This window comes from Pseudonocardia adelaidensis (genome assembly GCF_039543345.1).
GTDB lineage: Bacteria > Actinomycetota > Actinomycetes > Mycobacteriales > Pseudonocardiaceae > Pseudonocardia > Pseudonocardia adelaidensis.
On record NZ_BAABJO010000004.1, the window covers coordinates 227,635 to 245,249 of the forward strand.

Annotated in this window: 20 protein-coding genes; 9 read left to right on the forward strand and 11 right to left on the reverse strand. The window is 73.7% G+C overall.

All coding sequences use genetic code 11. From position 1 onward, the window contains the following. Positions 1-110 precede the first annotated feature (110 nt). Together ABEA81_RS06715 and ABEA81_RS06720 are read left to right on the forward strand one after the other, a co-directional pair. The gene (locus ABEA81_RS06715; protein WP_345603933.1) at positions 111-839 is read left to right on the forward strand and encodes an alpha/beta fold hydrolase; all 729 of its coding nucleotides are present in this window, start codon (positions 111-113) and stop codon (positions 837-839) included. Continuing rightward, positions 840-1,904: an oxidoreductase gene (locus ABEA81_RS06720; RefSeq protein WP_345603934.1), complete on the forward strand. Its 1,065-nt coding sequence runs from the start codon at positions 840-842 to the stop codon at positions 1,902-1,904. Positions 1,905-1,917: 13 nt separating this feature from the next. Here ABEA81_RS06720 and ABEA81_RS06725 read toward each other — a convergent pair whose 3' ends face one another. After that, on the reverse strand, positions 1,918-2,661 hold the full coding sequence (locus tag ABEA81_RS06725) for an IclR family transcriptional regulator (protein WP_345603935.1): 744 nt from the start codon (positions 2,659-2,661) through the stop codon (positions 1,918-1,920). On the opposite strand from ABEA81_RS06725, the gene ABEA81_RS06730 reads away from it, so the two are divergent. Beyond that, a complete protein-coding gene (locus tag ABEA81_RS06730) occupies positions 2,642-2,938 on the forward strand; it encodes a hypothetical protein (protein ID WP_345603936.1) in 297 nt (98 codons plus the stop codon). The genes ABEA81_RS06725 and ABEA81_RS06730 overlap by 20 nt on opposite strands. 213 nt (positions 2,939-3,151) lie before the next feature. On the opposite strand, the gene ABEA81_RS06735 is transcribed toward ABEA81_RS06730, so the two are convergent. Together ABEA81_RS06735 and ABEA81_RS06740 are read right to left on the reverse strand one after the other, a co-directional pair. Continuing rightward, positions 3,152-4,309, reverse strand: a complete 1,158-nt coding sequence (locus tag ABEA81_RS06735; RefSeq protein ID WP_345603937.1) for an acetate/propionate family kinase — start codon at positions 4,307-4,309, stop codon at positions 3,152-3,154. Next, positions 4,309-6,702, reverse strand: a complete 2,394-nt coding sequence (locus ABEA81_RS06740) for a phosphoketolase family protein (protein ID WP_345603938.1) — start codon at positions 6,700-6,702, stop codon at positions 4,309-4,311. Before ABEA81_RS06740 ends, ABEA81_RS06735 begins: the two co-directional genes overlap by 1 nt. Before the next feature lie 179 nt (positions 6,703-6,881). On the opposite strand from ABEA81_RS06740, the gene ABEA81_RS06745 reads away from it, so the two are divergent. The 3 genes from ABEA81_RS06745 to ABEA81_RS06755 all read left to right on the forward strand — a co-directional run bounded on the left by ABEA81_RS06745 (position 6,882) and on the right by ABEA81_RS06755 (position 8,559). Further along, complete coding sequence (locus ABEA81_RS06745; RefSeq protein WP_345603939.1) at positions 6,882-7,283, forward strand: hypothetical protein; 402 nt, start codon at positions 6,882-6,884, stop codon at positions 7,281-7,283. Next, positions 7,280-7,765, forward strand: coding sequence for a hypothetical protein (locus tag ABEA81_RS06750; protein WP_345603940.1), 486 nt, complete (start codon positions 7,280-7,282; stop codon positions 7,763-7,765). The genes ABEA81_RS06745 and ABEA81_RS06750 overlap by 4 nt, the downstream gene beginning before the upstream one ends. 95 nt (positions 7,766-7,860) lie before the next feature. Then, positions 7,861-8,559: a GNAT family N-acetyltransferase gene (locus tag ABEA81_RS06755; protein ID WP_345603941.1), complete on the forward strand. Its 699-nt coding sequence runs from the start codon at positions 7,861-7,863 to the stop codon at positions 8,557-8,559. A 19-nt stretch (positions 8,560-8,578) separates the two neighbouring features. Here the strand turns inward: ABEA81_RS06755 and ABEA81_RS06760 are convergent, their stop codons facing one another. Genes ABEA81_RS06760 through ABEA81_RS06790 form a run of 7 tightly spaced genes read right to left on the reverse strand, consistent with a single transcriptional unit; the run spans position 8,579 to position 13,620 of the window. Beyond that, positions 8,579-9,286 (reverse strand): GntR family transcriptional regulator, encoded by a 708-nt coding sequence (locus ABEA81_RS06760; protein WP_345603942.1) that lies wholly within the window; start codon positions 9,284-9,286, stop codon positions 8,579-8,581. 2 nt (positions 9,287-9,288) lie between these two features. Continuing rightward, on the reverse strand, positions 9,289-10,188 hold the full coding sequence (locus ABEA81_RS06765) for an NAD(P)-dependent oxidoreductase (protein WP_345603943.1): 900 nt from the start codon (positions 10,186-10,188) through the stop codon (positions 9,289-9,291). Beyond that, complete coding sequence (locus ABEA81_RS06770) at positions 10,181-10,600, reverse strand: carboxymuconolactone decarboxylase family protein (RefSeq protein ID WP_345603944.1); 420 nt, start codon at positions 10,598-10,600, stop codon at positions 10,181-10,183. Before ABEA81_RS06770 ends, ABEA81_RS06765 begins: the two co-directional genes overlap by 8 nt. Beyond that, positions 10,593-11,015 carry a cupin domain-containing protein gene (locus ABEA81_RS06775; protein ID WP_345603945.1) on the reverse strand — a complete coding sequence of 141 codons (423 nt, stop codon included), beginning with the start codon at positions 11,013-11,015 and terminating at the stop codon, positions 10,593-10,595. Before ABEA81_RS06775 ends, ABEA81_RS06770 begins: the two co-directional genes overlap by 8 nt. 4 nt (positions 11,016-11,019) lie before the next feature. Then, on the reverse strand, positions 11,020-11,922 hold the full coding sequence (locus tag ABEA81_RS06780) for an NAD(P)-dependent oxidoreductase (RefSeq protein ID WP_345603946.1): 903 nt from the start codon (positions 11,920-11,922) through the stop codon (positions 11,020-11,022). Positions 11,923-11,950: 28 nt separating this feature from the next. Continuing rightward, positions 11,951-12,784: an SDR family NAD(P)-dependent oxidoreductase gene (locus ABEA81_RS06785; protein WP_345603947.1), complete on the reverse strand. Its 834-nt coding sequence runs from the start codon at positions 12,782-12,784 to the stop codon at positions 11,951-11,953. Then, complete coding sequence (locus ABEA81_RS06790; RefSeq protein ID WP_345603948.1) at positions 12,781-13,620, reverse strand: N-acyl homoserine lactonase family protein; 840 nt, start codon at positions 13,618-13,620, stop codon at positions 12,781-12,783. The genes ABEA81_RS06785 and ABEA81_RS06790 overlap by 4 nt, the downstream gene beginning before the upstream one ends. Positions 13,621-13,868: 248 nt before the next feature. On the opposite strand from ABEA81_RS06790, the gene ABEA81_RS06795 reads away from it, so the two are divergent. Both ABEA81_RS06795 and ABEA81_RS06800 read left to right on the forward strand, forming a co-directional pair. After that, on the forward strand, positions 13,869-14,180 hold the full coding sequence (locus ABEA81_RS06795) for a hypothetical protein (RefSeq protein ID WP_345603949.1): 312 nt from the start codon (positions 13,869-13,871) through the stop codon (positions 14,178-14,180). Positions 14,181-14,314: 134 nt separating this feature from the next. Next, the gene (locus ABEA81_RS06800) at positions 14,315-15,547 is read left to right on the forward strand and encodes a PucR family transcriptional regulator (protein WP_345603950.1); all 1,233 of its coding nucleotides are present in this window, start codon (positions 14,315-14,317) and stop codon (positions 15,545-15,547) included. Between the two features lie 4 nt (positions 15,548-15,551). Here the strand turns inward: ABEA81_RS06800 and ABEA81_RS06805 are convergent, their stop codons facing one another. After that, entirely contained in the window at positions 15,552-16,016 is a 465-nt protein-coding gene (locus ABEA81_RS06805; RefSeq protein WP_345603951.1) for a GreA/GreB family elongation factor, read from the reverse strand. Between the two features lie 329 nt (positions 16,017-16,345). On the opposite strand from ABEA81_RS06805, the gene ABEA81_RS06810 reads away from it, so the two are divergent. After that, a complete protein-coding gene (locus ABEA81_RS06810; protein WP_345603953.1) occupies positions 16,346-17,608 on the forward strand; it encodes an NAD(P)/FAD-dependent oxidoreductase in 1,263 nt (420 codons plus the stop codon). Positions 17,609-17,615 lie beyond the last annotated feature (7 nt).

Genomic DNA, 17,615 nt, shown 5'->3' on the forward strand with positions numbered 1-17,615 from the left:
GCACAGCGACCCACAACGACACAGCGACCCACAACGGCACAGCGACCCACAACGACACAGCGACCCACAGCGACACAGCGACCCACAGCGACACAGCGATCCACTACACGGTGAGCGGCCCCGAGGACGGGCCGACCTGGGTCTACGTCCACGGCTGGGGGTGCCGCGGTTCCGACTTCGCGGAGGTCGCCACGTTCCTGCCCGCCACGCACCGGGTGATCACCGTGGACCTGCCGGGGCACGGCGACTCGCGCTCGGCGCGCACCGCGTGGACCGTGCAGGAGTTCGCGCGGGACGTCGCGGCGGTGGCCGACGCGGAGTCGGTCGGGCGCTGCGCCGTCGTCGGGCACTCGCTCGGGGGCGCGGTGGCGGTCGAGCTCGCGCGCCTGCGGCCCGACCTGGTCACCCAGGTGATCGGGATCGACTCGTTCCACTACCTCGGCCTGTACCCGGCGGTCGAGGACGCGGCCGCCCGGGAGATGGTCGCGTCCTTCGAGGACGACTTCCCGGCCGCCGTGCGCGGCCTCGTCGTCATGGGCTCGGTCCCCGACACGGATCCCGCCTTCGGCGAGGCGATCTTCCGGAAGATGTCGAGCATCGCGCCGCCGATCGGCGCGGCCGCGCTCGACGGGTTGCTGCGGTGGGACATGGACGAGGCGCTGGCCGCCGTGCGCCAGCCGGTCACGACGCTCGCGGTGCGCGGCCTCCTCGATCCGGCGGCCGTGGACCGCTACGGCGACCGGATCGACTTCGTCGTCCACGACCTGGGCAGCCACCACTTCCTCGTCGAGCAGCCCGCGGAGACCGCCGCGCTCCTCCTCGCCTCCAGGGTCGACTAGATGGCACCCACGGCCTGGAGCGCCATCCGGCTCAGGGACGTGTCGATCCCGAACCGGGTGTGGCTCTCCCCGATGTGCCAGTACTCGGCCGACGCCGCGGGCGCCCCGACCGGCTGGCACCTGGCCCACTACGGGTCCCGGGCAGCGGGCGGCGCCGGCATGGTCGTCGTGGAGTGCACCGGCGTCGCCCCGGACATGCGCACCACCGACCGCGACCTCGGCTTGTACACCGAGGAGCAGGTGGCAGGCCACGAGCGGCTCGCGACGCTCATCAGCTCACTCGGTGCGGTGCCGGCGGTCCAGCTCGGCGTCGCGGGGCGCAAGAGCTCGCACGGTGTGCCGTGGAGCACCGCCGGCACCCGGCACCCGGTGCCGCCGGGCGAGGGCGGGTGGCAACCGCTGGCCCCCTCGGCCATCCCGTTCGCCGACCTGGCCGTGCCGGCCGAGATGACCACGCGGGACGGCACGCGGATCCTGGAGGACATCGCGCGGGCCGCCGCGAACGCGCACCGCGCCGGCTACCGGGTGCTCGAACTGCACGGCGCCAACGGGTACCTGTTCCACGAGTTCCTCTCGCCGCTGGCCAACCGTCGGACCGACGAGTGGGGCGGCGACCTGGAGCGGCGGTTGCGGTTCCCGCTCGAGATGGTGCGCGCCCTGCGCACGGGGTGGCCGGAGGACAAGCCGGTGATCGTCCGGCTGCCCGCCGAGGACCTGCTGGAGGGCGGGCTCAGCACCCGGGACATGACCACCGTCGCGGCCCGGCTGGGCGCCACCGGCGTCGACGTGATCGACCTCTCGGTCGGCGCCCTAGTCCCGGAGGCGCCGCGGCCGGCCGAGCCGCTGCACACGGCCCGGTACGGCCCGCAGTTCCGCTCGACCGGCGTCCTCGTCGCGGCGTCGGGGGCGATCTCCGAGCCGCACCACCTCGACGAGGCGGTCCCCGAGCTGGTGGACGCGGTGCTCGTCGGCCGGGCGATGCTGCGCGACCCCTACTGGGCCCTGCGCGCCCGGGACCGCGACCCGCTCGAGTCCTGGCCGAGGCAGTACCACCGCGCCTTCTGAACCACCGCCCCTGCTAGGCGGAGGAGATCAACCCGCTGATCTCCTCCGCGGCAGCGACGGTCAGCCGCGCCAACGCCGCCTCCTCCGACGGCGCGAAACGCATCTCGGGGATCGACAACGTCACCGCCGCGATGGGGCGCCCCGTCGCGTTGGTTACGGCCGCGCCGAGGGAGGTCACGTGCGGACGGAACCACGACGACCCGTTGAGCGAATAGCCCCGCTCCGCGGTCCGGGCGATCTCCTCCCGCAGCTCGTCGACCCCGGGGATCGGCTCGGCGAAGTTCTCGACGGGGCGCTTCAGCACCTCGGCGGCCTCCGCCGGGTCGAGGCGGGCCAGTATCGCGACCCCCGCCGACGTGGCCCGCAGCGGCAGGCGCGTGCCGACCTCGATGAACACCCGGACGACCTGCGAGGTGTCCTCCCTCGCGATGATGATGACCTCGTCGCCGTCGCGCAGCGAGAAGTGCACCGTCTCGTCGGTCTCGGCGGCGAGCCGCTTGATCACCGGCCGGGCGAGGTCGCGCAGGTCCTGCTCACCGGTCCCCCGCAGGCCGATGGCGAGCGCCTTCATCGTCACGCCCCACCGGGTGCGATCCGAGTCGACGATGCGCAGCCAGCCGGCCTGCTGCAGCGTGACGAGGCAGCGCTGGACCGAGCTCTTCGGCATCGAGGTCACGCGCGCGAGCTCCGAGACGCCGATGGGCTGGCGCGCGGCGACCTCCTCGAGGACGCGAAGCGTGCTCAGGACGCTGTTCATGGACCGAACGCTGCTGCTCGGTTTCTCCGTCGCCGTCACATCCGCGCATTCGTGGGGGCCGATCGAGCCCGGAGCGTACCACTGGACGCGAAACCGTCTCGCATCCCGGCACGACGCCAGTGCCGCGATTCCGGCCGGGTTCTCGTCGGGTGGGCGGCCAGTTCTGGAGAGCGGCGTCGGCGACGCGGTGCAACTCGTCGCGACCGGCGCCGGTCCCGGCCTGGACCGCGACGCCGCCCGACCCGGCCGAACCCCGGCAGCCGCAACGGGCAGGTGATCGGCTAGCGATTTCGCGTAGCCGGGGGCCGCTCACGGACGGACGCGCTCGTGTTCCATGTCGCTGGGCCTGCTGGGCACCGCGGTGGCCGGCGGGTTCGCGATCGCCGGCGCATCGACCCAGGTGGTGGGCTGGCGATCGCCGTCGTCGCCGGCGTCGTCTCGACGCTGCCGGTGGACCGGCGGCGAGCGCGTACGAGCTGCGGTACTCCCGCTACCGGCTCCAGCCCCACCGATCGACCGCACCGCCGGGGCTCGGCGCAGCCGCGGGACCGTCGAGGAGGTCCCGCACCTGGGCGGCGATGACGAGGTCCTCCCTGCTGTGCACGACGAGGGTGCGCGCCCGCGCGCCGGCCGCGCTGACGTCGGTCTCGCCGTCGGGGTCGGCCGCCGCGTTCGCGTCCGGGTCGAGCGCGAGGCCCAGGAAGCCGAGCCCGGCGACCGCCCGTCCGCGCAGCCCGGCGGCGTTCTCCCCGATGCCGCCGCTGAACACCAGCGCGTCCAGCCCGCCGAGGGCCGCCGCCATCGCCGCAACCTGCGCACGTAGGCGGTGCAGCCAGACCGCGACGGCGAGCGCGGCGCCGGGCCCACCGGCGGCCTCGGCGGCGAGCACCTCCCGCATGTCGGCCGTGCCGGCGAGGCCCAGCAGCCCGGACCGGCGGTCCAGCGCGGCGGCGACGTCGTCCGGGCCGAGACCGGCCGACTCGACCAGCCACAGCGGGACCGCGGGGTCCAGATCACCGGTGCGCGTGCCCATCACGAGGCCGGCGGTCGGCGTGAATCCCATCGTCGTGTCCACCGACCGCGGCCGGTCGCCCTCCCACGCCACCGCGCACGCCGACGCCCCCGAACCGAGGTGCGCCACGACGGTGCGGGCACCAGGGCCGGCGAGCGCCGCGGCCCGGCGGGCGGCCCACTCGTGGGCGAGCCCGTGGAAGCCGTACCGGCGCACGCCCAGCTCGTCGCGCCAGCGCGCCGGCAGCGCGTAGGTGCTCGCCGCGGCCGGCATGTCCGCGTGGAAGGCGGTGTCGAAGCACGCCACCGCGGGGATCCCGGGGAGAGCCTCCGCCGCGGCGCGCACCGCGGCGAGCGCGGGCACCTGGTGCAGCGGCGCGAGCACGGCGAGCCCGTCCAGCTCCGCCAGCACCGCATCGTCGACGCGCACCGGCCCGTGGAACGCCGGCCCACCGTGCACGACCCGGTGACCAACGGCATCGATCGGCCCCGTCCCGGCCAGCGCGTCCTCCAGCGCCCCCGGTTCGGGCCTGCCGCGGTCCGCGGCGAGGTCCACCCGGTGCACGACCTCGTCGCCTGCGTCGAGGAGCCGGATCTTCACCGTGCTCGACCCGGCGTTGACCACCAGGACCTGCATCAGCCGGGCCACTCCCAGTCCCGGACGTCGGGCGGGTCCTCGCCGGTGCGGCGGGTGTGCTCCCGGCACCGCAGCCGCTCGTCCAGCATGTGCTGGCGCAGCGCGGCGTGCCGCGTGCCGAGGCCGGGCACCCGGTCGATGACGTCGGCCACCAGGTGGAACCGGTCGAGGTCGTTGAGCATCAGCATGTCGAACGGCGTGGTGGTCGTGCCCTCCTCCTTGTAGCCCCGCACGTGCAGCCGATCGTGGTTGTGCCGCCGGTAGGTCAGCCGGTGGATCAGCCACGGGTAACCGTGGAACGCGAAGATCACCGGGGTGTCCGGCGGGAACAGCAGGTCGTACTCGCGATCGGACAGGCCGTGCGGATGCTCGGTCGGGTCCTGCAGGCGCATCAGGTCCACCACGTTGACCACCCGGACCCGCAGCTGCGGCAGGTACCGGCGCAGCAGGGTCACCGCGGCGAGCGTCTCCAGCGTCGGCACGTCCCCGCAGCACGCCAGCACGACGTCCGTCTCGCTCCCCGCGTCGCTGCTCGCCCACTCCCAGATCCCGATACCGCGGGCGCAGTGCGCGACGGCGGCGTCGCGGTCGAGCCACTGCGGCGCCTCCTGCTTCCCCGCCACGACCACGTTGATGTAGTCACGGCTGCGCAGGCAGTGGTCCATCGTGGACAGCAGCGTGTTCGCGTCCGGTGGCAGGTACACCCGCACGATCTCCGGCTTCTTGTTCACCACGTGGTCGATGAAGCCGGGGTCCTGGTGGGAGAAGCCGTTGTGGTCCTGGCGCCAGACGTGGCTGGTGAGCAGGAAGTTCAGCGCCGCGATCGGGCGCCGCCACGGGATCGAGCGGCTCACCTTGATCCACTTTGCGTGCTGGTTGACCATCGAGTCGACGATGTGGACGAACGCCTCGTAGCAGGTGAACAGGCCGTGGCGGCCGGTGAGCAGGTAGCCCTCCAGCCAGCCCTCGCACAGGTGCTCCGACAGCACCTCCAAGACCCGCCCGTGCGGGCTCAGGTGCTCGTCGGTCGGCAGGATCTCCCCGGTGAACAGGCGGTCGGTCACCTCGAACACCGCCTGCAACCGGTTGGACGCCACCTCGTCCGGGCCGACCAGCCGGAAGCTCGACGGGTTCGCCCGCACGACCTCGCGCACCCACTCGCCGAGCACGCGGGTGGCCTCCGCGGTGACGGCACCGGGCCGCGGCACCTCGACGGTCTGCTCGCGGAAGTCCGGCAGCCGCAGCGGCCGCAGCAGCTCCCCGCCGTTCGCGTGCGGGGTGGCGCTCATCCGCCGCTCCCCCGACGGCGCCGCACCGTCGAGCCCGGGCACCGGCCTGCCCTCGCCGTCGAACAGCTCCTCCGGCCGGTAGGAGCGCATCCAGGCCTCCAGCTGGGCCAGATGGGCCGGGTCCTCGCGGACGCGCGCCAGCGGCACCTGGTGCGCCCGCCACGTGCCCTCGACCGGTAGGCCGTCGACCACGCGCGGCCCGGTCCAGCCCTTCGGGCTCCGCAGCACGAGCACCGGCCACCGCGGCCGCTCGGCCGACTCGGCGGCCACGGCGCGGGCGCGGATGTCGGCGATCCGGTCGAGCACCCGGTCCATCGCCCCCGCCGTGCGGGCGTGCACGACCATCGGGTCCTCGTCCGCGTCCACGTCCACCAGGACGGGCTCGTGGCCGTAGCCCTCCAGCAGGGACATCAGCTCGTGCTCCGGGATCCGCGACAGGACGGTCGGGTTCGCGATCTTGTAGCCGTTGAGGTGCAGGATCGGCAGGACGGTGCCGTCGCTGACCGGGTCGAGGAACTTGTTCGCGTGCCAGGACGTGGCCAGCGGGCCGGTCTCGGCCTCGCCGTCACCGACCACGCAGGCCACCAACAGGTCCGGGTTGTCCAGCGCCGCACCGTAGGCGTGCGCCAGCGAGTAGCCCAGCTCGCCGCCCTCGTGGATCGAACCCGGCGTCTCCGGGGCGGCGTGGCTGGGGATCCCACCGGGGAAGGAGAACTGCCGGAACAGCCGGCGCATGCCCGGGGCGTCACGCCCGACATCCGGGAAGCGCTCGCTGTAGGTGCCCTCCAGCCACGCGGTGGCCACGACCGCCGGACCGCCATGCCCCGGCCCCGTGACGAACAGCGCGTCCAGCCCTCGCCGCACCAGCACGCGGTTGAGGTGCGCCCACAGGAACGTCAGACCAGGGGTCGTGCCCCAGTGCCCGAGCAGCCGCGGCTTGACGTGCTCCGGGCGCAACGGCTTGCTCAGCAACGGGTTGTCGAGCAGATAGATCTGCCCCACCGACAGGTAGTTCGCCGCCCGCCACCACGCGTCCAGCCGCTCCAGCTCGGCGACGTCCGCTCGGCTCCTGATCGATGCACCGCCGCCTGCCGTGACCGTCATCGAGGTCCCCTCCGGGTCGATGTGCTCGGGTGCGACGTCACCAGCGAACCAGAACGGGCCGCTCCCGGCAGGGGCGAGCGTCCCGGGGCCTCGAAGGACATTCGTTCCTCAGCGTGCGCACAGGGTAAGTCGGGATTCTGTGGGTGCCTCCGGCACGACACCCCGAACAGGAGATCCCGATGATCTTTCGTCCGATCCGACTGGCCGCCGCATCCGTGGCAGGCGTTCTCGTGCTCGGCCTCGCAGCCTGCGGGGGTGGCTCGACCGACGCTCCGAGCGCCGCCGCCCCGTCCGCGCCCGTGACCAGCTCCGGCTCCGGCCCCACCACGACCGGCGCGACCACCGGTGCGGCCGCGCCGGCCGCGTCGAAGGTGTCGGCGAACACGGCCTCGGAGGACGAGATCGCGGCTGCGCTGGAGAGCGCGGGCGTGAGCAACCCGGAGCGCTGGGCCGAGGAGGTCGTCGAGTACCGCCCCTACCCCGCCGACGACCCGAACCTCGGCAAGCTCCGGCAGAACCTCGCCAAGTACAACCCCGGCCAGGAGACGACCGACAAGATCGTTTCCGCGCTCGCCCCGTGAGACCCGTCGCGCCCGGCGACGCACCGGTCGTGGTCCTCGTGCGACGGTGCCTCGTCGCGCTGACCGTGATCGGCATTCTCGCCACCGCGTTCGAGCTGGCGAGCGAACGGCACTGGAACAGCCTCGAGCAACTGATCCCGTGGCTGGCGCTGGCCGTGCTCATCGTCGCCACGACGCTGTTCCTGCTGCCGGGCGAACGGGGCACGGTGATCATCCGAGTGCTCGGGGTCGTCGTTCTCGGCGCCTCGGGGTACGGCGTGCTCGAACACATCCTCGTCAACTTCGAGGCGGGCGAGCTCGACCAGCGCTTCGCCGACACCTGGGCATCCCTGCCGCTGCTCGAGAAGGGCTGGTACGCGGTCACCAAGACGGTCGGGCCTGCTCCGACGCTGGCGCCGGGGGTGCTCGGCCAGACCGCCCTGCTGCTGCTCCTGGCCACGCTGTGCACCACACGGCACCGCGTGCAGCCCGACCCGCCGTAGATCACGTCGCGCGACCGTTCCGGCCGGGCATAGTGGAGATCGATCCGTACCGCGCGAGCGGTCGTCGAGCCCCCACCCCTCGGAGGACCTCGCCCGTGAGCGAGCAGCACGTCCTGGACAACCCGGTCCGCTCGGCCCTGCTCGGCCCGCACGCGCACTTCGCGGTCCGCAGCGGCTCCGTACTGCGCTACCCGCCGGATGTGTGCCCGTTCATCGCGCTACCCGACGGGCCGGACCCGGGCGCGTGGGCCGACCTCGCGGCGCTGGTCGGACCGGACGCGACCGCGGCCGTCTCGGCCCCCCGCATCGCACCGCCGCCGGGCTGGGAGGTCGTCGCCGACATCCCGGGTGTCCAGCTCGTCGACGCGGGCGTCGCGGCCGAGCCGGATCCCGGGGCCGTGGTGCTCGGCCCGGCCGACGTCCCGCAGATGCTCGCCCTCGTCGAGCGCACGCGACCCGGGCCGTTCCTGCCGCGCACCATCGAGATGGGCACCTACCTCGGCATCCGGCACGACGGCGACCTCGTCGCGATGGCGGGCGAACGGCTGCACCCACCCGGCTGGACCGAGATCAGCGCCGTCTGCACCGACGAACGACACCGCGGCCGCGGCCTGGCCGCCCGGCTCGTGCGGGCGGTCGCCGCCGGGATCCGCGAACGAGGCGAGACCCCGCTGCTGCACGCCGCCGCCTCGAACGTCGACGCCATCCGGCTGTACGAGAAGCTCGGCTTCACGCTGCGCAGGCACACCCGGTTCGACGCCGTCCGCCTGATCGCGGACGAGGCCGTGGCCTGAGGATCCGCTTCACACGGGCTCAGCTGCCGGAACGCAGGCGCGCGAGGGCGGTGCGCGCGGCGTTGTGGATGTGCCGGGCGCAGGCGGCGGCCGCGGCCTCGGCGTCGCCCGCCTCCACCGCGTCGACCACTGCCCGCAGCTCGGCCGCGGCCTCCGCAGGCCGGCCGGGCTCGGACAGGGACGTGGCGCGTAGCAGCCGCACCCGGGCCTGCAGCCCGGCGAGGGTCTGTTGCAGCGGCTCGCTGCCGGAGCCGGTGAAGAGCACCGCGTAGAAGCGGTCCTTCGCGGCGAGCTGGTCCTGCGGGTCGGCCGCGCTGGCGGTGTGTTCGATCTCGGTGACGGCGGCGCGCAGTTCGGCGACGTGCTCGGGCGTGGCCCGCTGCACGAACCGCTGCACGGCGAGCGCCTCGAGCGACGCGCGCATCTCGTAGAGGTCGGCGGCGTCCTCCGCGGAGAGCGCGGTGACGACCGCACCCCGTTGCGGCACGACCGTGACCAGCCCCTCCGTGGCGAGCTGGCGCAGGACCTCACGCACCGTCGCGCGTGAGATGCCGAGCTGCTCCACGAGCTCGCGCTCGACGAGCCGCTGCCCCGGTTCGAGGCGGAACCCGAGGATCGCGTCGCGGACCAGCGTGACGGCCTGCTCACGCAGCGGCGCAGCGACGCGGCCGATCTGGTCGGCCGACCAGGTGGGGCCGCCGACCGCCGACGCGGGGCTGGGGTTCACGCTCATTCTCCCGTCGAGGGGTCCGTTCTCCTCAACCATCGCACGATCTCGGTGTGGTCCGCATCGGGGCCCAGCGCGGCGGCCGCCTCGGCCCACAGCTCGACGGTGCGGGCCGAGAGCGCCGACGGCGTGCCGGTCGCCTCGGCCAGTCCGAGCGCGATGCGGATGTCCTTGAGCATCAGGGTCAGCGCGAAGCCCGAGTCGAACGTCCCGGGCAGCACGAAGTTCGGCCACTTGTTCTCGGTGGACCCGCTGCGACCGCTGGACCCGTTGACGGCGTCCAGCATCACGGCGGGGTCGAGCCCGAACCGCTGCCCGGCCAGCAGCGCCTCGGAGCTGGCCAGCAGGTGCGCCGCGGACATCATGTTGTTCAGAGCCTTGAGCGCGTGCCCTGCGCCGACCCCTCCGACGTGCCGCACCCGGCCGAGCACGGCCAGCAGCGGCGTGAGCGCCGCGACCGTGTCGTCCGGGCCGCCCACCATGATCGTCATGGTGCCGGCGGTGGCGCCCGTGACCCCTCCCGATACGGGAGCGTCGACGAGCACGGCACCGCGGGAGGCCACCTCCTCGGCCAGGGAGCGCGTCCGCAGCGGCTCCGACGAGCCCATGTCGACGAGCACGGTGCCGGGAGCGAGCGCGTCGAGCAGACCCGCGTCCCGGACCACGGCGTCGACGACGTTCGAGTCCGGCAGCATGAGGATCACGACCGGGACACCGTCGGCGACGTCGGCCGCCTTGTCCACGAGCGTCACGACGTCCGCGAGCGCCGGGCGCGGCAACGCGTCGTGGCCGCGCACGGTGACGCCCGCGGCGGCGAGCCGCCGCACCATCGGCTCCCCCATGCGCCCGAGGCCGACGAACCCGATGGTGCCCGGCAGCGCGGGGCCGTCCTGCTCAGCCATCGCCGCGCTCCGCGGCGATCTCGCCGAGCACCCGCTCCGCAACGCGGAACGATTCCAGCGCCGCAGGCACCCCGCAGTAGATGGCGGCCTGCAGCAGCGCCTCCTGGATCTCCAGTTCGGTGGCCCCGTTCGTGATCGCGCCCCGCACGTGCACGCCCAGCTCGTGGTTGCGCCCCAGCGCCGTGAGCATGACGAGGTTGAGCAGGCTGCGCGTGCGCCGGTCGAGCCCCGGCCTGCCCCAGATGTCACCCCAGCACGCGCCGGTCACGAACTCCTGGATCGGCCGGGAGAAGTCGCTGACCGCGGCGAGCGAGCGCTCCACGTGGGCGCCGCCCAGCACTTCCTTGCGGATCGACAGCCCGCGCTCGAAACGCTCGTCCGCCGGGTGGACCGCGCCGTTCCCGTCACTCATCTGCCGGAGTCCCCTCCACCGCGCCGGTCGACGCCGCGCGGTACTCGTCCTCGCTCACCTCGTGCAGCCACACCGTCGGGCCGAGCGACACCGCGAGGTGCGTCATGATCGTGTCGACGGTGCCGCCGTGCCAGTGCCGCTCCCCGGGCGGCACCCACACGACGTCCCCGGCGCGGATGACCTGGGGCGTCTCGCCGTGGGTGCACACCCAGCCGCGTCCCGCCGTGACGACGAGGATCTGCCCGTGGGTGTGGTGGTGCCAGTAGGTCCGTGCGCCCGGCGTGAACGTCACGGAGTTGATCGTGTTGCCCTCGGTGGTGGGCAGCACGGGGTCTCCCCACACCGTGCCGGTGAAGGTCTCGCTGCGGTTCTGGGTCGGGACGGTCTCGGGGGCCCGCCCCCGCACGATCTGCACTCCGCTACTCCTTCGTCTCGTGCACGCGCACGCCGCCTGCCACGTCGCCGATCGCGTCGACGACCCGGTTGCTGATCTGGTCGCCGTAACCGAGGTTCTCGGCGAGCCCGAAGCTCGCGAGCGGCCCCGCGGCGTTCAGGCTGGGCACCCCGAGCCGGCCGAGCAGGTCGACGTAGAGCGCGACGTCCTTCGTCATGAGGCGGCCGGTGAGGCCGCCCTCGAGGTAGTCCCCGCGGACGATGTGCGGGAACCGGTTCGTGGTCGCGAAGTTGACCCCGCTGCTGGTGTTGATCACGTCGAGCAGCTGGGCCAGGTCGAGGCCCGACTTGCGGCCCGCGACCATCACCTCGGCGGTGGCCGCGAGGCTGACCGCGTTGAGGAAGTTGTTGAGCAGCTTCGCCGTGTGACCGGCGCCGGACGGCCCCATGTGGTGCACGTGCGCCGCGATGGGCCCCATGACCCACGCGATCTCGGCGAGTGCGCCGGCGTCACCACCCGCCATGATCGTCAGCGTGCCCTTCTCGGCGGCTGCCGCGCCCCCCGAGATGCCGGCGTCGAGGTACCGCACCCCCTTCGCGGCGGCCTCGTCGTGCAGCCGCACCGTCGACGCGGGCGAGGCCGTCGACAGGTCGACGACGATCGTCCCGGCGCTCGCTCCGGCCAGCAGCCCGTCGGCCCCCCGGACGACCGGCTCCACCACGTGGCTGTCGGGCAACGACATCAGCACGACCCGCGCCCGGCGGGCGACGTCGGCCGGGCCGGCCGCGGACGTCGCGCCGACGCTCTCCGCCGCACCCGGCCGCGGGTCGTACCCGATCACCTCGATCCCGGCGCCGACGAGGCGGCGGGTCATCCGCCCGCCCATGTTGCCCAGACCCACGAACCCGACGGTCCGCTGTTGTGTCATGCGCCTTCCTCCCTCGCGTCGGCCGTTGTCACGCGAGCTCCGGGTGCATCCGCACGTCGCCGGGCCGCGGGTCCCACGCCCCGGCGCCGCCCGACGGTCGCACGATGCTCACCGCCGCGGCCCCACCGTCCACCGAGACCACCTCCCCCGTCACGTAGGAGGCGCCGTCACCCAGCAGGAACGCGACGACCGATGCGATCTCCTCGCCCGTCCCGGGCCGGCGCAAGGGGCTCGTCGCGGCCCTGCGCACCATGTCGTCGCCACCACCGGGCGCCCCGCCCGCCCCACCGAAGAGCGCCGTGGGCACGATCCCGGGCGCGACCGCGTTGACCCGCACCCCGATCGGACCGCCGTAGAGCGCCGCGCCCTTGAGCAGGCCCAGCACGCCGTGCTTGGAGGCCTGGTAGGCGAGCAGGTCGTCGCTCCCGCGCAGGGACGCGATCGACGCGGTCAGCACGATCGCTCCCCCGCCGCCCTGCCGCTCGTACTGGCGGAAGGCCGCGCGCACACCGAGGAACACCCCGCGCAGGTTGACGCCGATCACCCGGTCCCAGTCCTCCACCGACAGCTCGGTCAGGCGCACCAGCGGACCGGGGATCCCCGCGTTGAGGTGGTGCAGGTCGATCCGGCCGAACGCCGCGACGCCCGCGGCCACCGCCGCGTCGACGTCCGCCTCGTTCGCGACGTCACCGGCGTGGACGACCGCCTCCTGGGGCAGCTCCTTCGCGAGCGCCGCCAGCCGGTCGCCGTCGACGTCGGTGAGGACGAGCCGCACGCCCTCGGACGCGAGCCGGCGCGCGGTCGCGGAACCGAGGCCCCCCGCGGCGCCCGTGATCAGGCAGACCTTGCCGGCCAGACTCATCGGTCCTCCTTCGGGTCGGTCGCGCCCGCGATCGGGACGACCAGGTCGGCGAGCTCCCCGCTGAGCCCCGGGAGCCGGCGGGTGAACCGGGTGCGCACCTCGGCGTCGTGGCCCGCCACGAGCAGCCGGCCCTCGTCCTCGGTCATCTCGCGCAGCAGGTCGAACCCGCGGTACATGTCGATCAGGTCCGCGACCACGAAGAACGGCCGGTCCCGCTCCAGCTCCTCGTAGAAGTGCAGTGCGTCGGCCGCGAGGACGACCGCGCCCCGGCCACCGCCGGGACGGTCGACCGCCACCTGCGCCACCATCTGGCCCGGCGTGTGCCCCCCGACCACCACCAACTCGATCCCCGGGGCGAGGTCGAGCGTGTCCTCGACCAACCGCAGACGCCCTTGCTCCCGCGTGGTCACCAGGTGCGCGAGCTCGTCGGGCTCCGTGGAGTGGGCCAGCTGGAGCCGCCGCCCGTACGGCCCGGCCCAGAACTCGTACTCGCGACGGGCGATCACGACCTCGGCAGTGGGGAAGCGGTGCAGGTTGCCGATGTGGTCGTAGTGGGCGTGGGTGACCACGACCTGGTCGATGCCGTCCGGCTCGACGCCCAGCGCCGACAGCGCGACGAGCGGGTCGACCAGCGTGGTGCGCCCGCGCCGCCTGCCCACCTCCGCGTCGAAGCCGCAGTCGAAGAGGACCGTGCGCTGCGGCCCCCGGACCAACCAGAAGGAGTAGTCCATCTCGAACGACTCGTCCGGCTCGCCGTAGACGTGGTAGTTCAGGTAGCTCTCGGCCTTGGTCGCGACCCGCGTCCCGTACCGGACGGCGAGGACCTCGTACGCCATCGCACTCCTTCACACCCTGCACGGCCGAGCACAGCAGCACCGTGACCACGGGACGCAGCAGCGAACCTTCCCCGGGATTGCCAGACCAGCATACTGTCCGACAATGCCGCCGCGGCGCAAGCGCCCCGGAAGATCCCGGAACGGTGCGGCCCGCGCGTGCGAAGCTCGGCCGGAGAACGAACACCTCCCCCATCGTGCGGGCGCGCACTCCCTCCCGCTCATCGGGAGCGATCCGTCAGGCGACAGCCTTGTACTTCCGCCTCACCGCCGATTCCGTCGAGCTCGTCGATCCGCAGGACACCCGATCCTTCTCGGCGGTCTGCCCCGCCGACCTCGGCGTCGACGACCTCGCCGCGATCGTCGAGCGGGCGGGTATCGGCGAGCTCCTCCCCGGTGGTGGCCACCTCGTGGTTGCGGTGGACGCGGTCCGGCGAATGGCCGCAGGCCGCGTCGGCCCCGGCTGGCCGGATGATCTCGCGGCGATGCTCGGCTACGCGGCGAGCAAGGGCTGGACCAGCGAGGACGGCACCCGCGTCCGCGCCCACGTCGAACGCCGGTGATGGTCGAACGCCGATGAGGTCGAACGCCGACGGGCCGGGCTCGCCCCTGCCCGCTGCCGAACCGGCGAAGGTGAGCTCCGCCCGGCACCGGGGTAGGTTGCCAGGGACCGGCAGCCTGTGGACCTGGGAGCGCCGTGACGGACAGCAGCATTCGCCCCCGCGTACGGGCCGGGAACGACCACGGCTCCGACGGCGACTCCTGGTTGGAGGACGTCGCCCGCGGCGCCTGTCGTGAGGTGGGCGACGTCCCGATCGAGCTCCTCGGCGACTACCTCCCGCTCATCGCCGAGGCCGCGGCGTCCGGTCGGAAGCCCGATGCCCTCGAGCTCGACGCCGTCGGGCTGCTGGGGCGGCGAGCGGCCGAGTTGGGCGTGTCGGCCGGCAGCGTCGTGCAGCTGTACCTGTCGGCGGCCCGGCGGATGTGGCAGGAGCTCCCGGCGGTCGTGCGCTCCCGCGACAGCGAGGGCGTGCGTGTCGCGGCCGCCGCCGTGCTGCACGTGGTGGACGAGGCCGTCGCGCGTCTGGTGGAGGCGTACACCGAGGCCCGCAGGCAGATGGTGCGGTGGGAGGAGAACCTGCGGCGCGAGTTCATCGAGGACCTGCTCCGGGGCGACGCCGACGTCGGCCGTCTCGTGGACCGCGCAGAGCCCTTCGGCCTCGACATGGCCCGGCCGCACCAGGTCGCGCTGGCCGCACCGGCCGGCGAGCTCAACGAGAGCGAGGCGACGATCAGCTCCGTGGAGCGCGCCGTCGTGCAGTGGGCGGGCGATCGCGACGTACTGGTCGCCACCAAGGACGGCTGGATCGTCGCCGTCGCCCCGGCGGACACCGACGTCCCCGGGCCGCGGACCGGACCGAAGACGCTCGGCGACCTCCTGCTCGAGGAGCTCGAGCACTCGGGCGGCCGGCCGTGGCGGGTGACGGTCGGCCGCCCGTACCTCGGCTCGTACGGGATCGCCCGCTCCTACGAGGAGGCCCGCGAGGGCCTCACGATGGCCGTGCGGTTGCGTCTCGACAGCCCGCTGATCCAAGCCGAGCAGCTGCTCATCTACCGGGTGCTGCTCCGGGACCAGCCGGCGATCGCCGACCTCGTCCAGTCCGTGCTGGGTCAGCTGGTGCGTGCGCGCGGCGGGGCCGAGCCGCTCCTCGCGACGCTCGACGCCTACTTCACCTCGGGCAGCGTCACCACGGAGACGGCGCGCAGGCTGCACCTGTCCGTCCGCGCCGTCACCTACCGCCTCGACCGGATCAAGACCCTCACCGGGTACGACCCCGCCGATCCCGCGCAGCGGTTCACCGTGCACGCCGCGGTGCTCGGTGCAAGGCTGCTCGGCTGGCCGGAGCGCGAGCTGACGGTGGACCGCTGACGGATCACCCGGCCGCCGCGCTGCCGTACGGCACGGCCCGCACGACCCACACCGCCATCGTCCGCCCGTCCGGCAGCGGATAGGAGCGTTGCTCCCCCTCCTCCGCGCCCACGAGGGCGCGGCCCAGCGGGGAACCGGGGGAGCAGACCTCGATGCCGGGCGGGACGCCCTCGTCCCGCTCGGCGAACAGCAACGTCTCGGTCTCCTCCTCGTTCTCGTACCGGACCGTGACGACCATCCCCGGCTCCACGATGCCGTCGTCGGGCGGCTCCCGCCCGACGACGGGGTCCTGCAGCAGCTCCTGGAGCTTGCGGATGCGCTGGCTGCGTTCGCGTTCCTCCCCCACGTGCAGCTCGTCGCCCGCCTGCCGCTCGGCGTGTTCGGCTCGCTGCCGGAGGAGCTCGCGCAGCTCGGCGGTCAAACGCTCGTACGCGTCCTGGGTCAGCCAGACCTGCTGGGTTCCGGTCACACCCGTGCTCCTCGATCCGTGGGTTGCGTCGCGCTCCTGCCGCGCCGGTGGACGGGCAGCGGCACCAGATGCACAGAAGCACGGCCCCGCTACGGGCCGTGCTCGCCTCGACCGTACGCCGCCGCCGGGTCCAGGTGCAACGCGACACGGCCTCCGGGCTGCCGAGCCTCGGCAGATGCCCGTCCCCACGGATGGTCTTCGAGCGCTGTCTTCATGCGTACATTGCCGATGGCCGGCAGCTTCAGCAGGTCGAACGTTGCCCGGTACCACCCCTGTCCGGCCGGGGTGCCGCCGGGACAGTGGGGCTCGGACGAGGAGGAGATGCAGTCGTGATCTCGAACGGGGGCCCGCCGGTGAGAGCGCAACGGGTCGCGGTCGTCGGTGCCGGCATGGTGGGGTTGGCCACGGCCTGGTTCCTGCAGGAGCGGGGAACCGACGTCACCGTGTTCGACCGGGGCGGGGTCGCCGCTGGTGCGTCCTGGGGCAACGCCGGATGGCTCGCCCCGGCCCTCACCACACCGCTTCCCGAACCCGCGGTGCTGCGGTACGGACTGCGCGCCGTCCTCAGCCCGGAGTCGCCCGTCTACGTCCCGCTCCGCGCCGATCCGGCGCTGTGGCGCTTCCTCGCCGGCTTCGCCCGGCACTGCACCGGTGCGCGGTGGCGGCGCGCCATGGCCGCCTACCTCGCGTTCAACGACCGCGCCCTCGACGCCTTCGACGTGCTCGACGCGGGCGGGGTGCCCGCGCCGACCCGGTCGGCCGAACCGTTCCTCGCCTGCTTCCGCGCGGAGACCGATCGCCGGGCGCTGCTGGCGGAGCTCGCGGAGATGGAGTCGATCGGCCAGAAGGTGGACGTCGAGGTGCTCGACGGTGCCGAGGCCCGGCGGCGCGAACCCGCGCTCACCGCCGAGGTCGGGGCGGCGCTGCAGCTGCACGGGCAGCGGTTCATCGATCCCCCGCGGTTCGTCGGAGCCCTCGCGGCCGCCGTGCAGGAGCGCGGGGGCACCCTCCGGGTCGGCCTCGCGGTGCGCGACGTCCTCGACCGCGGCGACCTCGTGACGCTGCACACCGACGAGGGCGCGCACCGCTTCGACGCGGTCGTGGTGGCCACGGGCGCCGAGCTCAACCGGCTCACCCGGCGATACGGCGTACGCCGCTGCGTCCAGGCCGGGCGCGGTTACAGCTTCAGCGTGACCGCACCGCAGCTGCCTGCCGGCCCCGTCTACCTGCCCACCCAGCGGGTGGCGTGCACGCCGCTCGCGGGACGGCTCCGGGTGGCGGGGATGATGGAGTTCCGGCGCCCGGACGAACCGCTCGACCCGCGGCGCATCCGCGCCATCGTCGACGCCGTCGCCCCGTTCCTGCGCGGCCTCGACCTCGACGACCGCCACGACGAATGGGTCGGCTCCCGCCCGTGCACCTCCGACGGCCTTCCGCTGATCGGCCCCACCGCCTCCGCGCGCGTGTTCGTCGCGGGTGGGCACGGCATGTGGGGCATCGTTCTCGGACCGCTCACCGGGCAGCTGATCGCCGACGCGGTGCTCACCGGGGGGATCCCGCCTGAACTGATCGCCACCAACCCGTTGCGGTGACCGGCTG